The organism is Flavobacterium sp. KH_001 (assembly GCF_057840745.1).
Genome location: NZ_CM174520.1, coordinates 1,916,102 through 1,936,660, shown reverse-complemented (window position 1 = coordinate 1,936,660; position 20,559 = coordinate 1,916,102). Strand labels below are relative to the sequence as shown.

General features: G+C 33.8%; 13 protein-coding genes. All 13 read right to left on the bottom strand.

What is annotated here, in order from left to right; translation table 11 throughout:
* Positions 1-4: 4 nt before the first annotated feature.
* The gene (locus tag AC3ITQ_RS08370; RefSeq protein ID WP_194657957.1) at positions 5-988 is read right to left on the bottom strand and encodes a cytochrome c oxidase subunit 3; all 984 of its coding nucleotides are present in this window, start codon (positions 986-988) and stop codon (positions 5-7) included.
* A 42-nt stretch (positions 989-1,030) separates the two neighbouring features.
* Positions 1,031-1,618: a cytochrome c oxidase subunit 3 gene (locus AC3ITQ_RS08365; RefSeq protein WP_489237989.1), complete on the bottom strand. Its 588-nt coding sequence runs from the start codon at positions 1,616-1,618 to the stop codon at positions 1,031-1,033.
* Positions 1,619-1,620: 2 nt separating this feature from the next.
* On the bottom strand, positions 1,621-2,523 hold the full coding sequence (cyoE, locus tag AC3ITQ_RS08360; protein ID WP_489237987.1) for a heme o synthase: 903 nt from the start codon (positions 2,521-2,523) through the stop codon (positions 1,621-1,623).
* 156 nt (positions 2,524-2,679) lie between these two features.
* On the bottom strand, positions 2,680-4,821 hold the full coding sequence (locus tag AC3ITQ_RS08355; protein WP_489237986.1) for an energy transducer TonB: 2,142 nt from the start codon (positions 4,819-4,821) through the stop codon (positions 2,680-2,682).
* Positions 4,822-5,565, bottom strand: a complete 744-nt coding sequence (deoC, locus tag AC3ITQ_RS08350) for a deoxyribose-phosphate aldolase (RefSeq protein WP_489237984.1) — start codon at positions 5,563-5,565, stop codon at positions 4,822-4,824.
* A gap of 120 nt (positions 5,566-5,685) precedes the next feature.
* On the bottom strand, positions 5,686-6,069 hold the full coding sequence (locus AC3ITQ_RS08345; protein WP_489237983.1) for a VanZ family protein: 384 nt from the start codon (positions 6,067-6,069) through the stop codon (positions 5,686-5,688).
* A complete protein-coding gene (gcvH, locus tag AC3ITQ_RS08340; RefSeq protein ID WP_056188370.1) occupies positions 6,062-6,442 on the bottom strand; it encodes a glycine cleavage system protein GcvH in 381 nt (126 codons plus the stop codon). The genes AC3ITQ_RS08345 and gcvH overlap by 8 nt, the downstream gene beginning before the upstream one ends.
* Positions 6,443-6,528: 86 nt before the next feature.
* On the bottom strand, positions 6,529-13,785 hold the full coding sequence (gene sov, locus AC3ITQ_RS08335; protein ID WP_489237981.1) for a T9SS outer membrane translocon Sov/SprA: 7,257 nt from the start codon (positions 13,783-13,785) through the stop codon (positions 6,529-6,531).
* A gap of 24 nt (positions 13,786-13,809) precedes the next feature.
* Positions 13,810-14,391: a Holliday junction branch migration protein RuvA gene (ruvA, locus tag AC3ITQ_RS08330; protein ID WP_194657951.1), complete on the bottom strand. Its 582-nt coding sequence runs from the start codon at positions 14,389-14,391 to the stop codon at positions 13,810-13,812.
* 76 nt (positions 14,392-14,467) lie between these two features.
* Positions 14,468-16,759, bottom strand: coding sequence for an NADP-dependent malic enzyme (locus AC3ITQ_RS08325; protein ID WP_489237978.1), 2,292 nt, complete (start codon positions 16,757-16,759; stop codon positions 14,468-14,470).
* A gap of 159 nt (positions 16,760-16,918) precedes the next feature.
* Complete coding sequence (locus AC3ITQ_RS08320; RefSeq protein ID WP_072975513.1) at positions 16,919-17,344, bottom strand: CBS domain-containing protein; 426 nt, start codon at positions 17,342-17,344, stop codon at positions 16,919-16,921.
* Between the two features lie 257 nt (positions 17,345-17,601).
* Complete coding sequence (locus tag AC3ITQ_RS08315; protein ID WP_489237976.1) at positions 17,602-19,602, bottom strand: OmpA family protein; 2,001 nt, start codon at positions 19,600-19,602, stop codon at positions 17,602-17,604.
* A 12-nt stretch (positions 19,603-19,614) separates the two neighbouring features.
* Positions 19,615-20,523 carry a PorP/SprF family type IX secretion system membrane protein gene (locus AC3ITQ_RS08310; RefSeq protein ID WP_489237975.1) on the bottom strand — a complete coding sequence of 303 codons (909 nt, stop codon included), beginning with the start codon at positions 20,521-20,523 and terminating at the stop codon, positions 19,615-19,617.
* Positions 20,524-20,559: the final 36 nt, after the last annotated feature.

The window sequence follows — 20,559 nt, the reverse complement described above, 5'->3', positions numbered from 1 at the left end:
AAAATTAAACTAAGTAGAAAACTGTAAATACAAATACCCAAACTAAATCGACAAAGTGCCAGTATAAACCAACTTTCTCTACCATTTCGTAGCTTCTTCTTTTCTCGTAAGTTCCCAATAATACATTAAAGAAAATGATGATATTGATAATAACTCCAGAAAATACGTGGAATCCGTGAAATCCTGTAATGAAGAAGAAGAAATCAGCAAATAATTTACTTCCGTACTCGTTTCTTGTCAAGTTAGCTCCTTCTACTACATATTTTGCAGTACCTAGACGAGACTCAGATTCTGCTCTAGTCAATACTGTTTTTTTCTTTTTATCAGTAAGTTGCTCCGTTCTGATCAATAATTCAGGATGTGCTTTAAAACCAGCCTGTACTTCAGCAACAGTATAAGTCGGCTGCGTTTCCGCATCTTCCACAAACCAAGTACCATGTGATCTTGTAAGCGCTTCTCTTTGCTCCGGCAATTTTACCGCAAATTTTTCAAGAGCTACTCTGTTACCTTGTGCATCAACAAACTGTAATAAACTTCCACCAGCTGTTTCTACTGCACCATATTCCCCTTTAATGAAGTTTTTCCACTCCCAGGCTTGAGATCCAACGAAGATTAAACCTCCAATAATAGTTAAGAACATATAAACAGCAACCTTTGTCTTTTTCAATTGGTGACCTGCATCAACAGCTAAAACCATTGTTACAGATGAGAAAATTAAAATAAAAGTCATTAAGGCTACATAATACATTGGAGCCGAAACACCATGCATAAATGGAAAGTGAGTAAACACTTCATCAGCCAAAGGCCATGTTTCAATAAATTTAAATCTAGAAAAACCATAAGCAGCAAGGAATCCAGAGAATGTCAAGGCATCTGATACGATAAAAAACCACATCATCATTTTACCATAACTTGCTCCTAATGGCTGAATGTCTCCGCCTCCCCAAGTTTTTTCGTCGTTATTTGCAGTAGTAACTGTCGCTTCCATAAAAGATATTCGTTAAAAAGTTCCCAAATTTACGTTTTTTTCTTATTTAAAGAAATATAAAAATAAAAATAAATATACCCATAATAAATCCAAAAAGTGCCAATACATCGCACCTAGTTCTATACCAAGAGTTTGAGTCGAATTGTATTTTTGTTTAAAATGATTATAAATTATAATTAAAAGTGAAATTAGCCCACCAGCCAAGTGTAATAAGTGCGTAACGGTAACTACGTAAAGAAAAGTTGTAGTAATTGAACTACCTTCTCCTGTAAAATAATAACCACTTTCTACGATTTGCCCAAAACCTACAAATTGTAAAACCACAAATAATACCCCTAACGCCAATGTTCCTAAAAGTAATGCCGTTGTCGCACTTCTGTTATCCTTCTGAATGGTTTTTTTTGCCAAATAAAAAGTAACACTACAACCAATAATAACTGCTGTACTGTAATAAAATGCTGTTGGCAGTTCAAAATTCTTCAACCAGTCAGCTCTTGATTTACTCACTACAAATGCACTTGTAAGTCCGGCGAACATCATGGTCATACTAACCATGGCGAATAACAAAATCAGTTTAGCCGATTTTGATTTTCGTAATTGTTCCTCACCTGTTGTCATTGTCATTTCCATACCTATCTTAAAAATTTATCTACTATATATACTATTTGCAATAGTGATATGTACGAAACACTCACCAACATTAATGTTCTTGCTGCTTTTGCCGTTCTCAGCTTATATAAACGAACTGCATAAAACAACATCCACAAACCCAATAAGAATACAATAATTGCAGCAATCGGACTAATAAACAACTGGCCTGTAAAACCTAAAACCGGTAGTAACGAAGCTATTATTAACCAAACTGTATATAAAATAATCTGCAATGCTGTGCCTTTATCTTTTTTACCTGTTGGAAGCATAAAGATTCCAGCTTTCTCGTAATCTTCATACAAAAACCATCCAATAGCCCAAAAATGAGGAAATTGCCAGAAAAACTGAATCAAAAACAAAGTTCCTGCTTCAATGCCAAACTCTCCTGAAGCAGCTACCCAACCTAGCATGAACGGAATCGCACCAGGAAACGCACCAACAAAAACTGATAACGAAGTTACCGTTTTTAATGGCGTATAAATACTTGTATATAAAAATATTGAAATTGCGGCAAACATTGCCGACTTCGCATTTATTGAATACAGCAAACCAATTCCCAAAACAGTCAGCAGACTTGCTACAAACAAAGCTACTTTTGGAGACATTCTACCAGACGGAACCGGGCGATTTTTTGTACGATCCATCAATACATCTATATCTTTTTCAATTACCTGATTAAAAGCATTGGAAGCTCCTACCATACAATATCCTCCAATAGATAAAACAACCAAAACACTCCATTTAAAAGGGTGTTCATCATTTACACCCAATAAATATCCCGCAATCGAGGAAAACAAAACACTAATAGCTAGTCCTGCTTTAGTTATTTCTTTAAAATCTTGAAATATTGATTTAAATGAGAATGTGTTTTTTGTAGTATTCAAACCGTTATTGTTTGTATGTTTTTTTTGAGTGGTGCAAATGTACAAATTAGATTGTAGAATTCCTGACTATAAAATTAGATTTTTTTCAATAAAACCTTTAGAAAATAAGGACTTGTAAATCTTTAACACAATTATTTCGAAAAATCTTATTAAATCTTAGTAATCAAAATACCAATTAAAGACATCAGTACGCAGTCCGATGGTCAACCATGTTGTACTTTGCTTGAAAGTCGCAGCTGTTTCTTGTGTTGGGTCAAAATTTCTATAGATAAAGCTTCCAAACAACTTCAAATTCGTCATTGGATTTATTAAATAACCAGCCTGAATATCTGCAATAAAAACACTTGTTTTATTACCCTGCCCTACTTTTACACCAGTATCATATGGTCGCTTTTCATCGTAACTTTTATAAATATTACCTCCGTAATTATAACTATCCTCAGCGGTATCAAAATCCAAACCTCTTGTACCCATTGTAAACTTAGCATCACCAAAATAACGTCCTTTATGATATCGACCAATTACCAGGAGCTCATTAAAATTCCCACCCCATTGATGTCCCACACTTTGATTATTATGACCATAGTTTGTTATAACAGCACTATGTGAATACACATAAGGACGAACATGATTGTATTCTAATTGCAGTAATAAATCCGTCACTTTAAAAGCATTGAAATATTTTGCCCCTAATTGATAACCAAACTTATTAGTCCAACTCTGCTCTCCTCCCGTCATATCTCCAACCGAAAATTCATCCAGTAAAAATTGACCATACAAATTTACTGTATTGTTCCACTTATATTTAGCTGTAAATCCCAAAAGCGCATTACCACTTCTAGAAGATGAAGCAAACTCAACAGTACGATAAAAAATAATTGGGTTTACAAAATTAACATCAAAACCTCTATTATTGCTATCCGTCCAAACTACAGATTCAAAAAAGCCTAAATTTAATTTATTCGAAACATTCCAGCTTAAATAATGATTTGCCATGAATTTTGTCGCGTATGTTTTTTCAACAGTAACATCAGGACGAACATCTTTTAACCACATATACGTGTTTGTATATTTTATTTTCCAAAAAGTGGTGTTGATTTTAAAATACGGATAGGGACTGGCTCCATCACTTTCTAACAAAGAACGGTAACCGTCTCCAATAAAATTCCTTCCGTAGCCTAACTGAAAATCAAAAAACTTGCTTGGTGTGTAGGTAATATTAGCTTCTGCCAAAGGAAAATCGTATGCATCTGTTTTAAATCTTTTTGCAATACCAACCCCTGGAATAATTGCCGGATTTCCTCCAGAAGGTTTTAATGTTTCGGCATAATTATTAAAATAACCCGCAAATCTTCCCTGGCTTTCAAAAACTGTGGTTGTAAAATTTATTTGTTTTCCCAAACCACCTCTAAAATTAAGAGCTCGCGTATTTACGTAGGTATATGACGCATCAAGATCTGATGCTTTACCCATTTGCAAATCAACCAGAGGATTTAAAGCCAACCAATAATCTTCACCCTGGATCTGAACCAAATTTTCATTCCACCATTTTCTTCCCAACCAGGTTGAAGCCTTTTTTTGAAGTGACTCGTTAACAGCTTTTAAATTATAATATTTAGAAACCTCAGCATAAGTATAAGGCTTTGATGCAGTATGATTGTTACTTCCAACCTGGTTCATTGCACCATCAAATTGCGCATAATAACTATGCGAAAACGGAATATTTAAATGGCTTTCGAATTCAGGATTATTGTATTTTTTATACACGATACTATCAAGCTCCGTCATTGGCTTTTCGACTGGCTTTAAAATTTCTGCAGCCGCCAAAGCTTCGGCCTCTATTTGCTCCGAACTTTTTAGTGGAATATTTATCGAAATTGTATATTTTGAATACGTTGGTTTTCCATTATAAGTTGATGGCTTAATTTGAGGAAATTGACCAAAAACCCTTTGCGCTTCTTCAGCTAAGACATCATTAGCTGCGTTCACATAGATTACTTTAAAAGTACCAGTTGCATCTACTTCGAAAAGCACTTTTACTTCACCTTTATAATTGGTTTGTTTTAAGTTTTCAGTAACTTTAAAATTATTAAACACAAAATCCTGAACTTCTTTATAGAAACAATTTTCCCGTTTTTTAGATTCTAAATTTTCGCAATTTGGAAAAACAGGAAATTGTTCAATTGTGAAACCTGGTTTTACGGAAGAATTATTATTTTCCTGCGAAAAAACAAGTATGGTAGTTAATGTAAAAATAAAGGATAAAAAAATCTTATTCACGTAAATTTGGGTTTTCATTTAATAATCATTTGGGGCATTCTCTCCGTTGGCAATTTCTTTTGCTGCCGAAGTTCCGATTCGTTTAACACCTAAACTAATCATTTCAATTGCATCTTTATACGATCTTACTCCTCCAGCTGCTTTTATTGGCAAAGGCGATGCATTTTCCAGCATCATTATAACAGCTGCCATTGTTGCTCCGTTTGGCAAATCATTTTCAGTTTTATAAAAACCTGTCGATGATTTTACAAACACCGAAGCATAATCTTCTTCTTTAAAATTTGATATAACTACATTTTTGATCAATGCAGAAATTTGCATAATTTCTTTATCTGTCAAAGCGGCAACTTCAATTATCCATTTTACAGTTTTATTGTGTGCTAATCCAATTTGTGTACCGTAAACAATCTCTTGTTTCAACAAAGCAATCTCACCATTTTTAAAAGCTTCATAATTGCACACAAAATCTAAATCATCAGCTCCATCTTCTATTGCCTGATTCGCTTCTTTAATCTTATCTTCGATTGAAGATTTGCCTTCAGGAAAATCTATTACCGTTCCAACAAGTAAATTCGAATTAGCTTTCAAAATCATTTCCTTAGCCAAACTAACATGTTTCGGCCGAATCATAATCAGTTTAAAACCTTCTTTAATTGCTTCCTGAATTACATTTTTAACAACGTCAATATTTTCCTCTTCCGAAAGCCTAGCCTGGGAAGCTGTTTTCAAATATGTCGAATCTAAATATTGCTTTATATTCATGACTTTGCTATTACATCGAATTTTGACAAAAATACATTTTAATTCTAAATAAAGACATTGCTATTTAAGCTTGATTTTTTTGAAAATAAAAAAACCCACCGAGGTGGGTTTCTTATGAAATTATATTTTATCCAATTGCCTTCTAAAAGCGATTGCGGTAAAAACAGCAATGGTCGCCCCAATTGTATTTGCTAAAATATCTGTTACATCTGCTGCTCTTGTTACCGTAAAAACACCCTGTAAGATTTCGATTGTGATTCCGAAAAAAACAGAAAATATAAACGAAACCAGATAAGCTTTATAATCATTAGCTTCTCTTCCTTTAAGTTCTTTTTTGAAAAACAAAATCCAGGAAATTGTAAATCCAAAATGAAAACAAAAATGTACAATTTTGTCTATACTTGGAAAATTTACAGCAGGAATGTTACTTGAGTCTGTCAAACAAAAATAAGAAATAATTCCCGAGCAAATAATTGCCCAAATAAGCAATAATTGTTTAGGCACCGATAAGTTGTTTATAAGCTTCATCAGATAATAAAGAATCTATTTCTGATGCATCAGCAATTTTAATTTTAATCATCCATCCAGCTCCGTAAGGATCAGAGTTAACTGTTTCTGGTGCGCTTTCCAGGCTATCATTAAAAGCAATAATTTCTCCTGTTAAAGGCAAGAATAAATCAGAAACTGTTTTTACAGCTTCTACTGTACCAAAAACCTCATCTTTATCCAATGTCTGATCTAAAGTTTCTACTTCAACATACACTATATCTCCAAGCTCTTTTTGAGCGAAATGCGTAATTCCTACAGTTGCAACATCTCCTTCGATGCTAACCCATTCGTGATCTTTTGTGTACTTTAAATTTGCTGGTATGCTCATAATACTATGTTTGAAATTGATAATTGAATTTTTTAGCCACAAATGTAACAATCTTCTAATGAAATCCCGTTTAGAAACTAAAAAAATTAATTCCCGAAATTATATCGCAGTGTAAAACCTGAACGAATGTTAGTTAACGGAAATGAAGTTGATATTACAGCTTTTGAGAACGAGTGATCGTAATAAAATATTGCAGTCAGGTTTTTACTAAATGCATAATCAGCTGTAAGTTTTAATGACCAGATATTCTGACCAGCTGCAAGCTGATTGTTATCATAATCCAGATAACGTACTAACGTCTGATTATTTCTATAAGAGAAATCAGCCTTTATATTAATATCACTTTTTATAATTCCCGTTGGATTGTCTGCGAGTCTTGAAGAGAAAATAACATCTTTAAAACGATATCCTAAACCAACAATATACTCCAGACCTTTAACCTCCGTCAATAAATTATTATCAAAACTCATCGATAATGCCCTGTCTTTTTTAACCTCAGTCAACACTCTTAAAGAGCTTTTCAATTCAAAATCCATGCGAATAAGCGGACTGAATTGTTCTACTAAATTGACATTAGACATAATAGTTTGATTATAGAAATTGGTATTTATATCTTGGCCACCCGGTTTTTCATTATAATCAAAATTAGATCTGAACTGATTTATGGTATAAGACGCCCTGTAATTATGCTGCAATGAAAAACGTCTGAATTTATCCTTAAAATATTTGTATCGCATTAAACCGTTGTATTTAACACTCCAGTTCGGGATTGGGAAACTTCTAAAAATATCAGTCGAACTACTTGAAGCATTACCTCCGGAATAGGCTGCCAAAAACGAAGGCAACAAAACGGCCTGATTACTTTTTGTAAAGCCTATTGGATATCCCTGATTAGAGGTGTAAATCTCTCTCTTCTGCTTATCAGGGTCGTTATTAGGATCGACCGGTGGCGCCGGAATTGGGTTAGCTGCATCTCCATATCGAGGAATAGCGGCTCCTGCACCATAATGCTCTTCAGCAAGGCGATTTGCAATAACCAAACGATTACTTCTAAAATCATCAAACGCTGCAGATTCAATTTCGTTACTAGTAGAAAAGGAGGTTTTTATTAATACCGTTGAAATCGAAAACATTCCATAAGTGTATGGTGACAAAGGTCTATATTCTTTACCTCCAAGTGTATCAATAACACTATACTGTTCTGATGAGTTTTCAGAATAGGCACGATCCATTGCCAAATCAATCTTTAAATCAGGTAACAAATCGATATTGGCTGTGATTTTCAAAAGTTTGTTTGTTACTTGTGTAAAGTTCTGATTGAAATTATCATAATCCGTCAACCACCCATTTTTCGCAGCCTCATAACGTACATCATCCTGACTTCCAAAAACGAATCCCAACGAAGGTTTTGCCGTTCCAAAGAAACCAACTCCAGGTGTATAACCTGGCAATACTGTCCCACTATTCTTAGTATAATTAACCTGAATGTTTTTTACGCTCGTCAAAATTCCAATCATTCCATCGTAAAATGGGCTACTATTATTTATTGGTTTAGCTGTATTGACAATTTTCTCTCCCGGTTTTGGCGGAGCAGTCGCTTTAGGTTTTGCAGATTTTGCACCCGGAGTCAAACCTAAATACTTGTACAACATATTCATATTAAGAGTTGTTGTCAGCGTATTCGAATTAGCATTCTGAATCGTGTTCCCTAAATCAAACATATTCCCATCCGGATCAACATATTGAGACAATGCTGTTGAAGATCGTTGCCAACTATAATCAGCCGTATAGGAATAACTCGCTTTCACAAAACTTAAAAGAGGAATCTTATTAATTGGAATATCGTAGTTCAATACTAATTGCTGTAAGTGTTGATTTGGTGTTCCTATATCCCAATAACTATCCCAAATATTAAAATCTTCTTTAGGAGTATTATCTTCATTCATATAATTTTTTACAATATTATTTGAAGCAGCATTATAATTTATTTTTAATGATTTTGTCAAATTATAACCAAAACCATATTGATAATTAAATGCAAAATTTCGTCTATAAAGTGGTTCAAGCCCAATTCCCTGCGTCTCTACATCTCTATATTGCTGGCGATTACTCTGTCTTAAAATATTTGTATTAAATGTTATATTTGATGGTAAGTAATTAAAGTTAAAATCGCTCAACATTTTCCAATATTCACTTTTCTTCATAAACTTAGTATCCTTGAAAGGAACTACTTCTTTTGGCTGAAAAGTATAAGCATAATTTACAGCCGTATTTGACTGCTCATCTTCATAATCCTCAACCTCATAGTCATGACGTTCCACCTGATTGTAAGATTGCGAAAATGTTAGATTCTCAACATCATAAACATGAGGTTTTTGTTCTGGTGCACGATCTTTTCTAACTCCAATAAAATTGATACTTTTTCGCTTTGTATAATCTACGGCACGAGTTCTGATATTATCTTTTTCATCCGGATCAGTTGTCTCATTTAACAATTGATCTAATTTTATATCCTGATTAAAAGGATCATACTCCGGCGTGATTACTTCTTCGCCAATAGCATAGTTAAAAGGCAAGTTTATCCCCCATCTTTGAGGTAATAATTTTCCTAAATTTAAATTTGTTACAATGTTATATTGCTGAATATCTTCACGATCTCTTTCATTGGCACCTTGTTCTAAAGATCCAAAACCAATCGTGCTTTTTCTGCCGACAGCTGAAAGTGTCGCAAAATCAGCCATATTGGTGTCGACATTTAACAAAGCAGCCATACCGCCTTTGTTATCCAAATCCGACATCCGCAGCTCATTAAACCAAACCTCTCCTTTAATATCTTTATGATCTGCCCTACTTTTTACCCCTACCATTAAATTTCTTACTAAACCAAAATTAGGATTTCCCTTGATCCCTAATTTCAATCTACCATCACCATCTCCTCCACTTAAACTCAAATCGTCATCTGGGTAATAAACTCCATTTATATCTCTCTTAGTAGAATTAATATCGATACTCATTGCCTGAATTTTCATCTTGGTCAAGAGTTCCATTGCTAAATCAATATTATTCTCGTCAAGCCAAACCAAATCAGGACTGATCGTACACGAACCACCAGTTCTTGTAACTTTTAAAGGAATTTCGACCTGATAATAGTTCTGAGTAAAATCATTTCCAAAACGAATGAATCCTACCATTTCATCATCTAACAATGTATTTTCGTTAGGCAATTGTTCGGCATGCAAGAACATTTTAAGTTTTTTGTATTGACGCATATCAACACTAACATTTTTAAATACAGCTCTGGAATCCTGATATTGTAAACCTGTTCCACCCACTCTCAATGCTAATGATTGCTCATTTTGATTGATAATAGTATTGTTATTATACAATTGTTCTCTCTGAACTCCTGGCGGGATAACATAATTCACAGGACATTTTGTGCCATTTTCCTGAATATTAACTGCTGCAACATCAAATTCGGTACCATCATCATCAGGGTTCGTATCGTTGGCATCAAGTGTACCGGTATATCTTCTCCACTCTCCTCTTACTAAATCCAATGCTCCAAAACGCATGGTCATCTGGTTGTTAAAACCAGTCATAAACATACGCATGAAACGAATAGATCTAAAATCTGTAATGTTTCCAATTGTATTTTGCGGCTGAGCAACAGGAATTTTAAACTGAATCCATCTTGCGTTTGTTGTACCTCCATTTGGCAATTCTATATTAGTTACTTCACGGATATCTGTAATATAATTTTGACCTACCTGCATTCCCGGTTTTACATCAATACTGTATTCATAATAGGCATTAATCGTACTCATTGTATTGTCACGATTAATATCCTCTACATCAGGTAAAGTAGTTGATCCACGATTAGGATCATCAACACTTACAGCTGAATTCCCTTCAACACCATTATATTTTTTATAGCGATCTAAAACACCACCTTCTGTATTTAAATAATACGTATAGTTATCCGCCGCCGGATCTTCTTCTCCTGCATAATTAGTGTAAACACTGCCTTCTTGCGAATTTGGAAGACCATCCAAACCAACGTCCTGATTTTTACGATTATCCGGATTTGTATCAAATGCATAAATTAAGGATTGAGAAGCGGGAACGTCTCCCCAAATTGGTCGGGGATTTACCATTACCTGATCCGGGCCTAATCCGTTTTCATATTGTTTTCTTTGATCTTTTAAAACATCTTCAGAGATTTCACCTAAATTGAAATAGATTTTACCTGTATTATTTGGTTGTGCCTCGGCATTTCCAACATATGGATCAAGTACCCAAAACTGGATATACTCTACATTCCCTTGCTCAAAATTGGTTGAATTAAGAGAACGCATAATTCCACCAAAATTCGACGTTACAGGATCTGTACTAAAACTAGGATTATTATTATATGGTCCACGCTCAGAAGGGAAGTAAGTTAAATCAAGTGTATTAATAACCTGTATCTGGCCCTGAGCAATATCAGTATTTGGATATAACTCTTTACTATAAATCCTTCTCGTTGTATTTAGAGACAAATCGTCATTTGAAATTCCAGATGGTTTGGAAGAATAAAAAACAGGATCAATTGTATACCAAGCTAATTTTGAACGTTTATAGCCATATTCTAATGTATTAGAATTAGCATTAAAGGTATTATCATTTATAGAATTCAAATAAGGTGTTGATGCCAGACTCCAGGCATATGCTGATCGAATATCGATTGTAGATTGTGATCCCTCAAAATCATCAACATAAATAGTTGCTTCTCCTTCAAAATCACTGGCTTTTGGAGCATCTGGTTTTAAGAAAGCAACTTCACCGCGTATGGAAAGGTTCGAAGGAACATCCGTATCAATATTAGGTAATTTGTTAGCTAATCTAGTTAAAAAAGGAACTTCAGTAGCATAATTTCCATTAAAACCAAAAATCGTATTATTTACAGATTCCTGACCATAACTTGATTTTTGCGTAAAAGGCTTCTCAGTCATTTTAAGATAGGTTCCTCCAACAACAAAATTATCCGAAATTTTATGCTCGATATTGAATCCCATAAATCTTCGGGTCTGTTGTCCGAAAATAGAATTATTTTCCAACGAAACCTCGATTGGTGTATTGGATGACTGAAGAGAAGGATCAAGTATCTGAACTCTACCCAATTGATAATCGACACTATAATCAACACCTTCCACAAGTCTTCTTCCCGCTGCCATAACAACAACGGAACCTTGTGGCACATTAAATGCCCCGATTGGAATACCATTACTTCCAGATGATTTATACTTTCCTCTTAATAAGAATTTGTTTTTATCACTATCCTGTAAAGCACCGGATTGTGTATTTTTGTACATATTCCTAAATACATATTTCTGCTGATTTGCATTATATGTCGTTGGATCATTATAACTTTCACCAGAACCTGAATTTTGCAATTTCTTAAATAACAATTCACCAAAGGGCTCTTTCGTTGTAAAAATAATTCGACCATTTTGGACATCAACCGTTATACCTGGAAGGTAATCAAAGAAACCATCACCACCTGTTTGCGGGTCATTGTTATAATTTAATCTGTCTAAATTAAAAACATTCAATAATGGCGTTTGATCAACTTTATTATCTGGTGTTGGATTAGCCGGAAAAGTTGATCCCTGTACAGGCGTAATATAATTTATTGGAGAAGGATCAGTGTAAAGAATATTTAACCTGAAATCATCTTGTTTTATCTGATAAGCTTGTGGTATTTGATACACGTTTTTCATCATCAAATCCCAAACCGGATTTTGAACGTTGGTTAAACTACTTTTCAGCATTTTTAAAATCAAACTTTGCGAAATAATTGCCTGATTCGAATTATTATTTCCGGTAACAACGGTTGCATCAACACCATCGCTACCAAATTCTCCTACCTGATAAACTTTACCTCCAGCCGTGTATTCAAAAGCAACTGCTAAAATCTCATCATTTGCCAAACGTTGCTGCAAAGAGATATATCCTAATTGCGGATTAAAAGTAAATTCATTCGCAGTTAATTTTCTTGCATTTTCTAATATAGAATAATCAGTTCCCTCATTAACACCTATTCCGGTAATACTTTGGTTATTAAATCCTGATTTTACTGTTACAATTTCTCTAATATTTGAATTTAAAAACGATCCAGCCTGACCAATTGCAGTTGGATCGTATCTGTTGTTCTTGTTATCTGTTGGAGAATCAATAAGTATCTGAGGATTAAAAAATCCTGTGGTCGAACCAATAACAACAACTTCATTATCCGGAATTCCGGTAATTTGTCCTTCTCCTAAATCCTGAAGTGCAATAACATTTCTTAAATTATTGCTGGTAGTACTTACACGATTTTGTTTGTTTGTAACCCAAACTTCTATTCTGGTAATCTGTACACGGCTATCAATAAAAGGATATCCTTTTAAAGAAGCATCATATTTATTTCTAAAATATTGAGATAAGAAAAAGTGCCTGTCATTATCATAATCTAAAGCATACAGATCGAAGTTCTGAACTGTACCACCTCCTTCGGCTACAACACTCTTAGTTTGCGATTTTTGTTCCGAGAAAACACCGGTAACCGTAGTTTTTCCAAATTGTAGTTGCGTCTTAACTCCAAACAAACTTTGAGCCCCACGAATTAAAGTACTATTCAAGGGCATGCTCACATTACCAACTTCTACTTTCTGAATAATATCATCCTCTGAAGGGGTATACGCTAATTTAAATAAGTTTTGAAAAGCAAATGTAGATTGTGTATCGTAATTTGCGTTTACCTCAAGGCGCGTCCCTACCTTTCCCATTAAACTCATACTGATTCGCTGATCAAAATCAAACGTCAGGCTGGATCTGTTTCTTGGTGAAAATGAAGGATTATCTTGTTTAGTATAACGAATTCCCAAATCCATTTCAACTGAACCTGTGGGCTTTACGTCAATGGTATTACTACCAAAAATACTTTCAAAAAGACTTGAGTTGATATAGTATCGAGGTAATAAATCTTTTTTAGCCGCTTCACTTCCCGTTTTTTTACCGTCTATAGCGTCCATTTTCTTTCTGAAATAATCTCTTCTGGATTCTTTCAAAACTAAATCTTCGTACTCCTTAGGGGTTAAAATAATTGGATAATCTATTGAAAAACCATCAACAGAATTAGTATAAATATATCGGTCTGTAGCAGGATCATATTTATAAGCCGATGAAATACTTGGTGGATTTTTAAGTTCTACTTTACCAACAGAAAACTGCGTTTTAGTTGTATCCTGAACTGATTGATTTACTTGCGCACGCAAAAAATTACCGCAAAGTAAAAACAGCAACAAAATACAAATTTTACGCATACAACAATGTGGTCTTAAATTAGATTACAGACTTTTCAAGGCTCTTTTGATAATGGTCTCAACGGTAGCTTCGGGATCTTCTTTTACGATCTTTTCCACTACTTTTTCTGAAGTTTTTCGAACAAAACCCAGAACTTCCAAAGCAGATAACGCTTCATCTCGGTTTGTATTGTTTTGAACAACGGAAACTTCATCTAAATCGTATAACTTTAACACTTTTTCTTTCAAATCAAGTATAACACGCTGTGCAGTTTTATTTCCAATCCCTTTAATTGACTGAATTAAACCGACATCTCCTGAAGCAATAGCATTTATTATTTGTCTTGGCTCGATTGAAGATAACATTGTTCTCGCAATATTAGCTCCGATGCCCGAAACAGATAACAACATTCTAAATATTTCACGCTCTGATTTTTCAACAAAACCAAATAATGTATGCGCATCTTCTTTGATTTGAAGATGCGTATACAATTTTATAAAATCAGCATTAGGGATTAATGAAAAGGTGTGTAAAGAAATATTTACATGGTATCCCACTCCACCACAATCAATTACAACTTCTGTGGGATTTTTTTCAACTAACTTTCCCTGCAAATGTGCTATCATAGTATAATTTATGGTATCAAATATAATAAAAATGCAATAAAAATAAGACAATATTATTTGATCCTTATTATATTGACTATTTAGCTAACTTATTTTTTTTGTTGGCTTTTTCCTGAGCATCAATCACTGCAATTGCAGCCATATTAACCATTTCTTCAACGCTTGCGCCTAATTGGAAAATGTGAACCGGTTTACCCATACCCATCATGATTGGCCCAATTGAATTTACTTTATACAATTCTTTCAATAGTTTATAAGTAATATTAGCCGACTCTAAGTTAGGAAAAATTAAGGTATTTACCTTCTTTCCAGCTAATTTAGAAAATGGAAATTTCTCTGCAAGCATTTCCTGATTTAAAGCAAAATCTGCCTGAATTTCTCCATCAACAATTAGGTCCGGATGATTTTTATGCAAATAAGCTACTGCCTCTCTAACTTTTGAAGCACTCTGACTTGTTGAAGATCCAAAATTAGAATAAGAAACCATTGCTATAACTGGCTCAACTCCAAACATTTTTGCAGTTTTTGCCGTCATAATTGCAATATTAATCAAATCTTCAGCAGAAGGATTTATATTAATTGCAGTATCTGACAAGAACATTGGACCACGAGATGTCAACATCATATTTGCAGTTGCAACTAATGAAGCATTATGTGCTTTTTCAATTAATTGTAACATTGGTTTTACAACGCTTGGATAACTTCTTGTATGCCCGGTCACTAAAGCATCTGCTTCACCTTCGTTAACCATCATGGCAGCGAAATAATTTCTTTCACGCATAAATTTTTGAGCATCTAATAACGAAACACCTCTTCTCTCTCTTGTTTCCCAATAGGATTTAGCAAATCTATTTCTTCTTGGCTCTTCTTCGTTAGTTTTAGGATCGATGATTTCAAGTTCAGCATCAAAACCTAACTCTTCTTTAAGTTCTAAGATAACTTCTTTATTTCCTAATAAAATTGGGAAACCAATTCCGTCTTCATGAACAATTTGTGCTGCTTTTAAAACGTTTAACTGATCTGCTTCTGCAAAAACAATTCTTTTTGGATCCATTTTAGCACGGTTTGTCATCAAACGAACCATTTTATTATCATTCCCCATACGTTCACGAAGCACATCTTCATAAGCTGCCCAGTCTGTAATAGGATTTTTTGCAACTCCAGATTCCATTGCTGCTTTTGCAACAGCGGGAGCCACGATAGTAATTAACCTTGGATCAAATGGTTTAGGAATAATGTAGTCCTGACCAAAACCTAATTTTGTTGCGCCATAAGCTACGTTAACCTGTTCTGGAACTGGTTCTTTAGCCAATATTGCCAATGCTTTTACAGCAGCCATTTTCATAGCTTCGTTAATTTTTGTCGCTCTAACATCTAAGGCTCCTCTAAAAATATATGGAAAACCTAAAACGTTATTTACCTGATTAGGAAAATCTGAACGCCCTGTAGCCATAATAACATCTTTTCGTGTTTCTACAGCTAAATTATAATCGATTTCCGGATTTGGATTTGCCATTGCAAAGACAATCGGATTATCCTTCATAGTCAATAACATTGAAGGCGAAAGAATGTCTCCTGAAGATAAACCGATGAAAACGTCAGCTCCGTTTACAGCCTCGGCTAATTCTATTTTAGGGCCATCAACAGCATATTTTAATTGCAAGTCTGATAGTGAAGGATTGTCTTTTGTCAAAAGTCCTTTACTATTAAACATTCTAATATTTTCGACTTTTACGCCTAATAGAACATATAAATCAGTACAAGCTATCGCAGCCGAACCTGCTCCAGAAACTACTACTTTTACATCTTCTGCCTTTTTCCCTGCTAATTCAAGCGCATTGATTAAAGCTGCTGAAGAGATAATTGCTGTTCCGTGCTGATCATCATGCATTACCGGAATATCCAATTCTTCAACCAGTCTTCTTTCAATTTCAAAAGATTCCGGCGCTTTAATATCTTCCAGATTGATTCCTCCAAAAGTTGGAGCAATATTTTTTACCGTCTGAATAAATTCTTCAACATTTTCTGTATTAACTTCAATATCAAAAACGTCAATATCAGAGAATATCTTGAAGAGTAATCCTTTTCCCTCCATTACTGGTTTAGAGGCTTCCGGACCGATATTTCCTAAACCTAAAACAGCTGTACCGTTTGAGATAACGGCAACTAAATTTCCTTTTGCTGTATATTTATAAACGTCATCTACGTTTGCTGCAATTTCTAAACACGGCTCTGCAACACCTGGCGAATAAGCCAAAGACAAATCTCTTTGGGTTGCATATTTTTTTGTTGGAACTACCTGAATTTTTCCTGGAGTTGGTTCTGAATGGTACAGTAACGCTTCTCTTCTTTTACTCTCTTTGTTCATTATTTTTAGCTTTTATTCTAGCTTACAAAGATATAAGTCTTGTTTTAAAATGGCGTGTTTTTATAGGTTTCTTTTGTTAAAATAACATTTTATAAAAGGCAAAAAAAAATAGTCCAAGACAATTTGGACTATTTAATAAACTTTATTTTTAAACTTGAATTACTGTGAAATATAAGAGTTTAAATGATTAATTGTGTCTTTTTGAATTTCGATAATTGCTTTCACAACATCGCTAATTGAGATAATTCCCACCACAATTTCATCCTCTAAAACCGGTAAATGTCTGATTCTTTTTGTACTCATCAGCTCCATACAATCCTCAATATTGTTTGAAAGATTTACTGAAAAAACGTTGCTTTCCATAATTTCATGCACAAAGGTTTCTTTTGAGGATTTGTCTTTTAAAACAATTTTTCGGGCATAATCTCTTTCAGAAAGTATTCCTTTTAAGTCGGTTCCATCAATCACAAGGATAGCCCCTATGTTTTTTTCTCCCATTACTTTTAATGCTTCGTACACGGTAGTTGTTGAAAGTACGGAATAAACATTTTTACCTTTCGCGTTTAGTATTTGATTTACAGTCATATCTGAAAAATTTTAGGACTATAAAGTTAAAAAAAAATACACGTAAATAACAGTCAATGCCGTTTTTTAAGAGTTAACTTATTCATTTTAAATATAATACATCATATTTTGCTTTTTCAAAACTTTCCAGCAAATAAAAGACCCAATTCTAAAGTTTTTTTGCAAAAAACACAACATATTTTATTTTCAATATCTTACAACAAGCAAAAAAGACTTTCTAAAGTTTAGAAAGGTTTTTTATTGATTAAAAAGATAATTTACAAATTTGTAATTATAAATTCGCTTCGTCTGTTTTGTTCATGTTGTTTTTCGGTACATTTTACACCATCAGCACATTGGTTAACTAACTTGGTTTCTCCATATCCTTTTGCCCTTAATCTACTTTCATCAATTCCTTTCTGAACTAGCCAGCTTTTAGTAGACTGCGCTCTCTTCTCAGACAAAATCATATTATTCTCATCGGATTGTCTGCAGTCTGTATGAGAACGTATATCAAGTTTTATAGCTGGATATTGATTTAATATATCTACTATTTTTTGTAATTGAGGTTCTGACGTTTTTTTAATAGTCGCTTTACCCAGGTCAAAAAAGTTCATCGGAATATGGAGTAATTTTGCCAAATCCGTTCCCACTTTTATTGCTCCAATCTTGACTGGACTAACAGAGACTTTCTTTACTTCAATCGCTTTTGCCGTCATTGGCTTAAAGGTTTTATCCATTACAATCTCCAGGATTGTTGATCCGTTTACCTTCTTTATTGTAACTGGAATTTCTTTTATTCCGTAATCACTTTTAGAAGCTCTTATACTATATTTTTTACCGCATTTTATTTTCGGAAAAACATACTTCCCTTTTTCATCAGAAACAATAGTCGAAATAGCATTAAAATTGTCATCAAGTAAAGTCAAAGAAGCATTAGAAAGCAATTCATTTGATTCGGCGTCAGTTATTGATCCAGCTAAATCTTGTTCGCACAATAGTTTTCTAGTTTCTGTAAATCGATAAACATCGTCCAAACCATGTCCGCTAATTCTGTTTGAAGAGAAATAACCATTTCTGTTTTTGCTATTGATTACAAAAGCAAAATCATCATGTTTGCCATTTATAGGTTCTCCAACATTTTGAACTTCATCAAAAGTTCTATCATCTTTTATTTTCGAAACAAAAATATCAAGTCCTCCTAAGCCCGGTCGTCCGTCAGAAGCAAAATAGAGTTCATTCTCTTGAGAGATAAAAGGAAAAGTTTCTCTCTCTTCAGTATTGATTGAAGGGCCTAAATTTTCTGGGTTTCCATAAGTTCCATTTGCGTTAATACTTACTTTATATAAGTCTGATTGCCCTAATGTTCCTGGCATATCTGAAGCAAAATATAGCGTTTTTTCATCAATACTTAAAGCTGGATGTGCTGTACTGTATTGATCGCTATTAAAAGGAAGTTCTTTGACATTTTCCCAATTTCCATTTACTAAATTAGCGCTGAATAATTTTAATAATGTTACTTGGTCTTTATTTTTTCCTCTCTTTCCATCTACAAAATTGTTTCGGGTAAAATACATCGTTCTGCCATCTTTTGTAAAAACAGGAGTTGACTCATTGTATTTTACATTTCTCTTTTTGATAAAAAATTCTGGTTCGCTTACATTTCCATCAGGCATTAATTCGGCCACATATAATCTGGAAAATGCTTTGTTTGTCCATTTGAAACTATTTTTAGCAACACCGCCAGTATCTCTGGCAGAAGTAAAGATGATTTTATTATCATACACGGCACTTCCGTAATCAGAATAAGAAGAATTCATTCCGGCATCCGCAATTTCGTATCGGCCTGAATTTGATTTTATATCTTCTAAATAATTTTTCTCCTTTCTTATTAAATCTGCTCTTTTGTCTGATACCGATTTTTCATTAAATTTCACTAAAACTTCATCTGCTTTACGATAATTCCCATCAGATTTAAGACATTGTGAATATCGATATAAATATTCAGCTTCTTGTTTTTCATTCATTTTAAACAACTCGTCATACCACTTTAAGGCTTCTTGCAATTCGCCAGTAAAATAGTAAGAATTACCCAATCGCTGTACAATTTTCTCATCCATTGTACCTTTGTTTACAATATTTTCATATGCTTTTATTGCATCTGCGTAAGCATAATCATCATATTGTTTATCAGCAAATTTTGTATTTATTGTCTGAGCATTTATTTTGAAAAAAAAGCATAAAAAGAAAATCGTATAATTTAATTTTTTAATTCTCATTGTAGTTATAAATTAAAAGAATCTTGGAGATATCATTTTGCTATAATTATTAAAAAACTCGAAACGAAGGAAAATTTCGTGTGATCCTGAATTGTATTTTCTAAGATTAGTGGTTTCATGATCGTATCCATAACCTATATATAAACCGTCTGAAACCTGAAAACCAGCCATAGCACTTAACGAAGCACTCCAGCGATAAGCAAGACCTACCGTAAATTTTTCGTAAAACATAAAATTACCTGAAACATCAACCTGTAAAGGGGCACCCTGAACCATTTTAGTAAGCAATGCTGGTTTGAATTTGATATCATAATTAAGATCAAAAACATACCCTGCCATGAAATAATAGTTGATTTTTTCTTTGAAAATTGCTGTGTCATTATCTTCATAACGATTTGTTTCTATAAAATTAGGAATAGAAAATCCTAAATAAGCTCTATCAGAATGCCAGTAAACACCTGCTCCAATATTGGGCGTAAATTTATTATCTAAACCCTGAAATTGAGGATCATCCTGATCTTCGAAGCTTAACTTACTGACATCAAGATTAAAAAGATTTGCGGTGGCTTTTATTCCGAAAGAAAGTTTGAATGTTTCAGAAGTAGGTACACTATAGGATAAATCAGCTGAAAGTGTATTTTCATTTGTTGGTCCTATTTTATCATTTACTAACGAAACCCCCAATCCTAACTTACTGTTATTTAAAGGTGTATTTATTGAAAAAGTACCGGTTTCAGGTGCACCATCAAGTCCTATCCATTGCGTACGGTATAAACCAAAAACACTTAATGCACCACGTGATCCTGCATAGGCAGGATTAACTGAAATAGTGTTATACATGTATTGTGTAAACTGAGCATCCTGTTGCGCCGAGCATAGAACTGAAAAAAATACAAACACTAAGAAAATTAATCTTTTCATTTAATAAGCTTTAAAAACGGCTTAGTTACAAACTAA

What these genes read in the sequence shown, in the direction of transcription:
- AC3ITQ_RS08370 (WP_194657957.1), bottom strand. Translation starts at nt 988, where the DNA reads ATGGAAGCGACAGTTACTACTGCAAATAACGACGAAAAAACTTGGGGA.
- AC3ITQ_RS08365 (WP_489237989.1), bottom strand. Translation starts at nt 1,618, where the DNA reads ATGGAAATGACAATGACAACAGGTGAGGAACAATTACGAAAATCAAAA.
- AC3ITQ_RS08355 (WP_489237986.1), bottom strand. Translation starts at nt 4,821, where the DNA reads ATGAAAACCCAAATTTACGTGAATAAGATTTTTTTATCCTTTATTTTT.
- deoC (WP_489237984.1), bottom strand. Translation starts at nt 5,565, where the DNA reads ATGAATATAAAGCAATATTTAGATTCGACATATTTGAAAACAGCTTCC.
- gcvH (WP_056188370.1), bottom strand. Translation starts at nt 6,442, where the DNA reads ATGAGCATACCAGCAAATTTAAAGTACACAAAAGATCACGAATGGGTT.
- sov (WP_489237981.1), bottom strand. Translation starts at nt 13,785, where the DNA reads ATGCGTAAAATTTGTATTTTGTTGCTGTTTTTACTTTGCGGTAATTTT.
- ruvA (WP_194657951.1), bottom strand. Translation starts at nt 14,391, where the DNA reads ATGATAGCACATTTGCAGGGAAAGTTAGTTGAAAAAAATCCCACAGAA.
- AC3ITQ_RS08325 (WP_489237978.1), bottom strand. Translation starts at nt 16,759, where the DNA reads ATGAACAAAGAGAGTAAAAGAAGAGAAGCGTTACTGTACCATTCAGAA.
- AC3ITQ_RS08320 (WP_072975513.1), bottom strand. Translation starts at nt 17,344, where the DNA reads ATGACTGTAAATCAAATACTAAACGCGAAAGGTAAAAATGTTTATTCC.
- AC3ITQ_RS08315 (WP_489237976.1), bottom strand. Translation starts at nt 19,602, where the DNA reads ATGAGAATTAAAAAATTAAATTATACGATTTTCTTTTTATGCTTTTTT.
- AC3ITQ_RS08310 (WP_489237975.1), bottom strand. Translation starts at nt 20,523, where the DNA reads ATGAAAAGATTAATTTTCTTAGTGTTTGTATTTTTTTCAGTTCTATGC.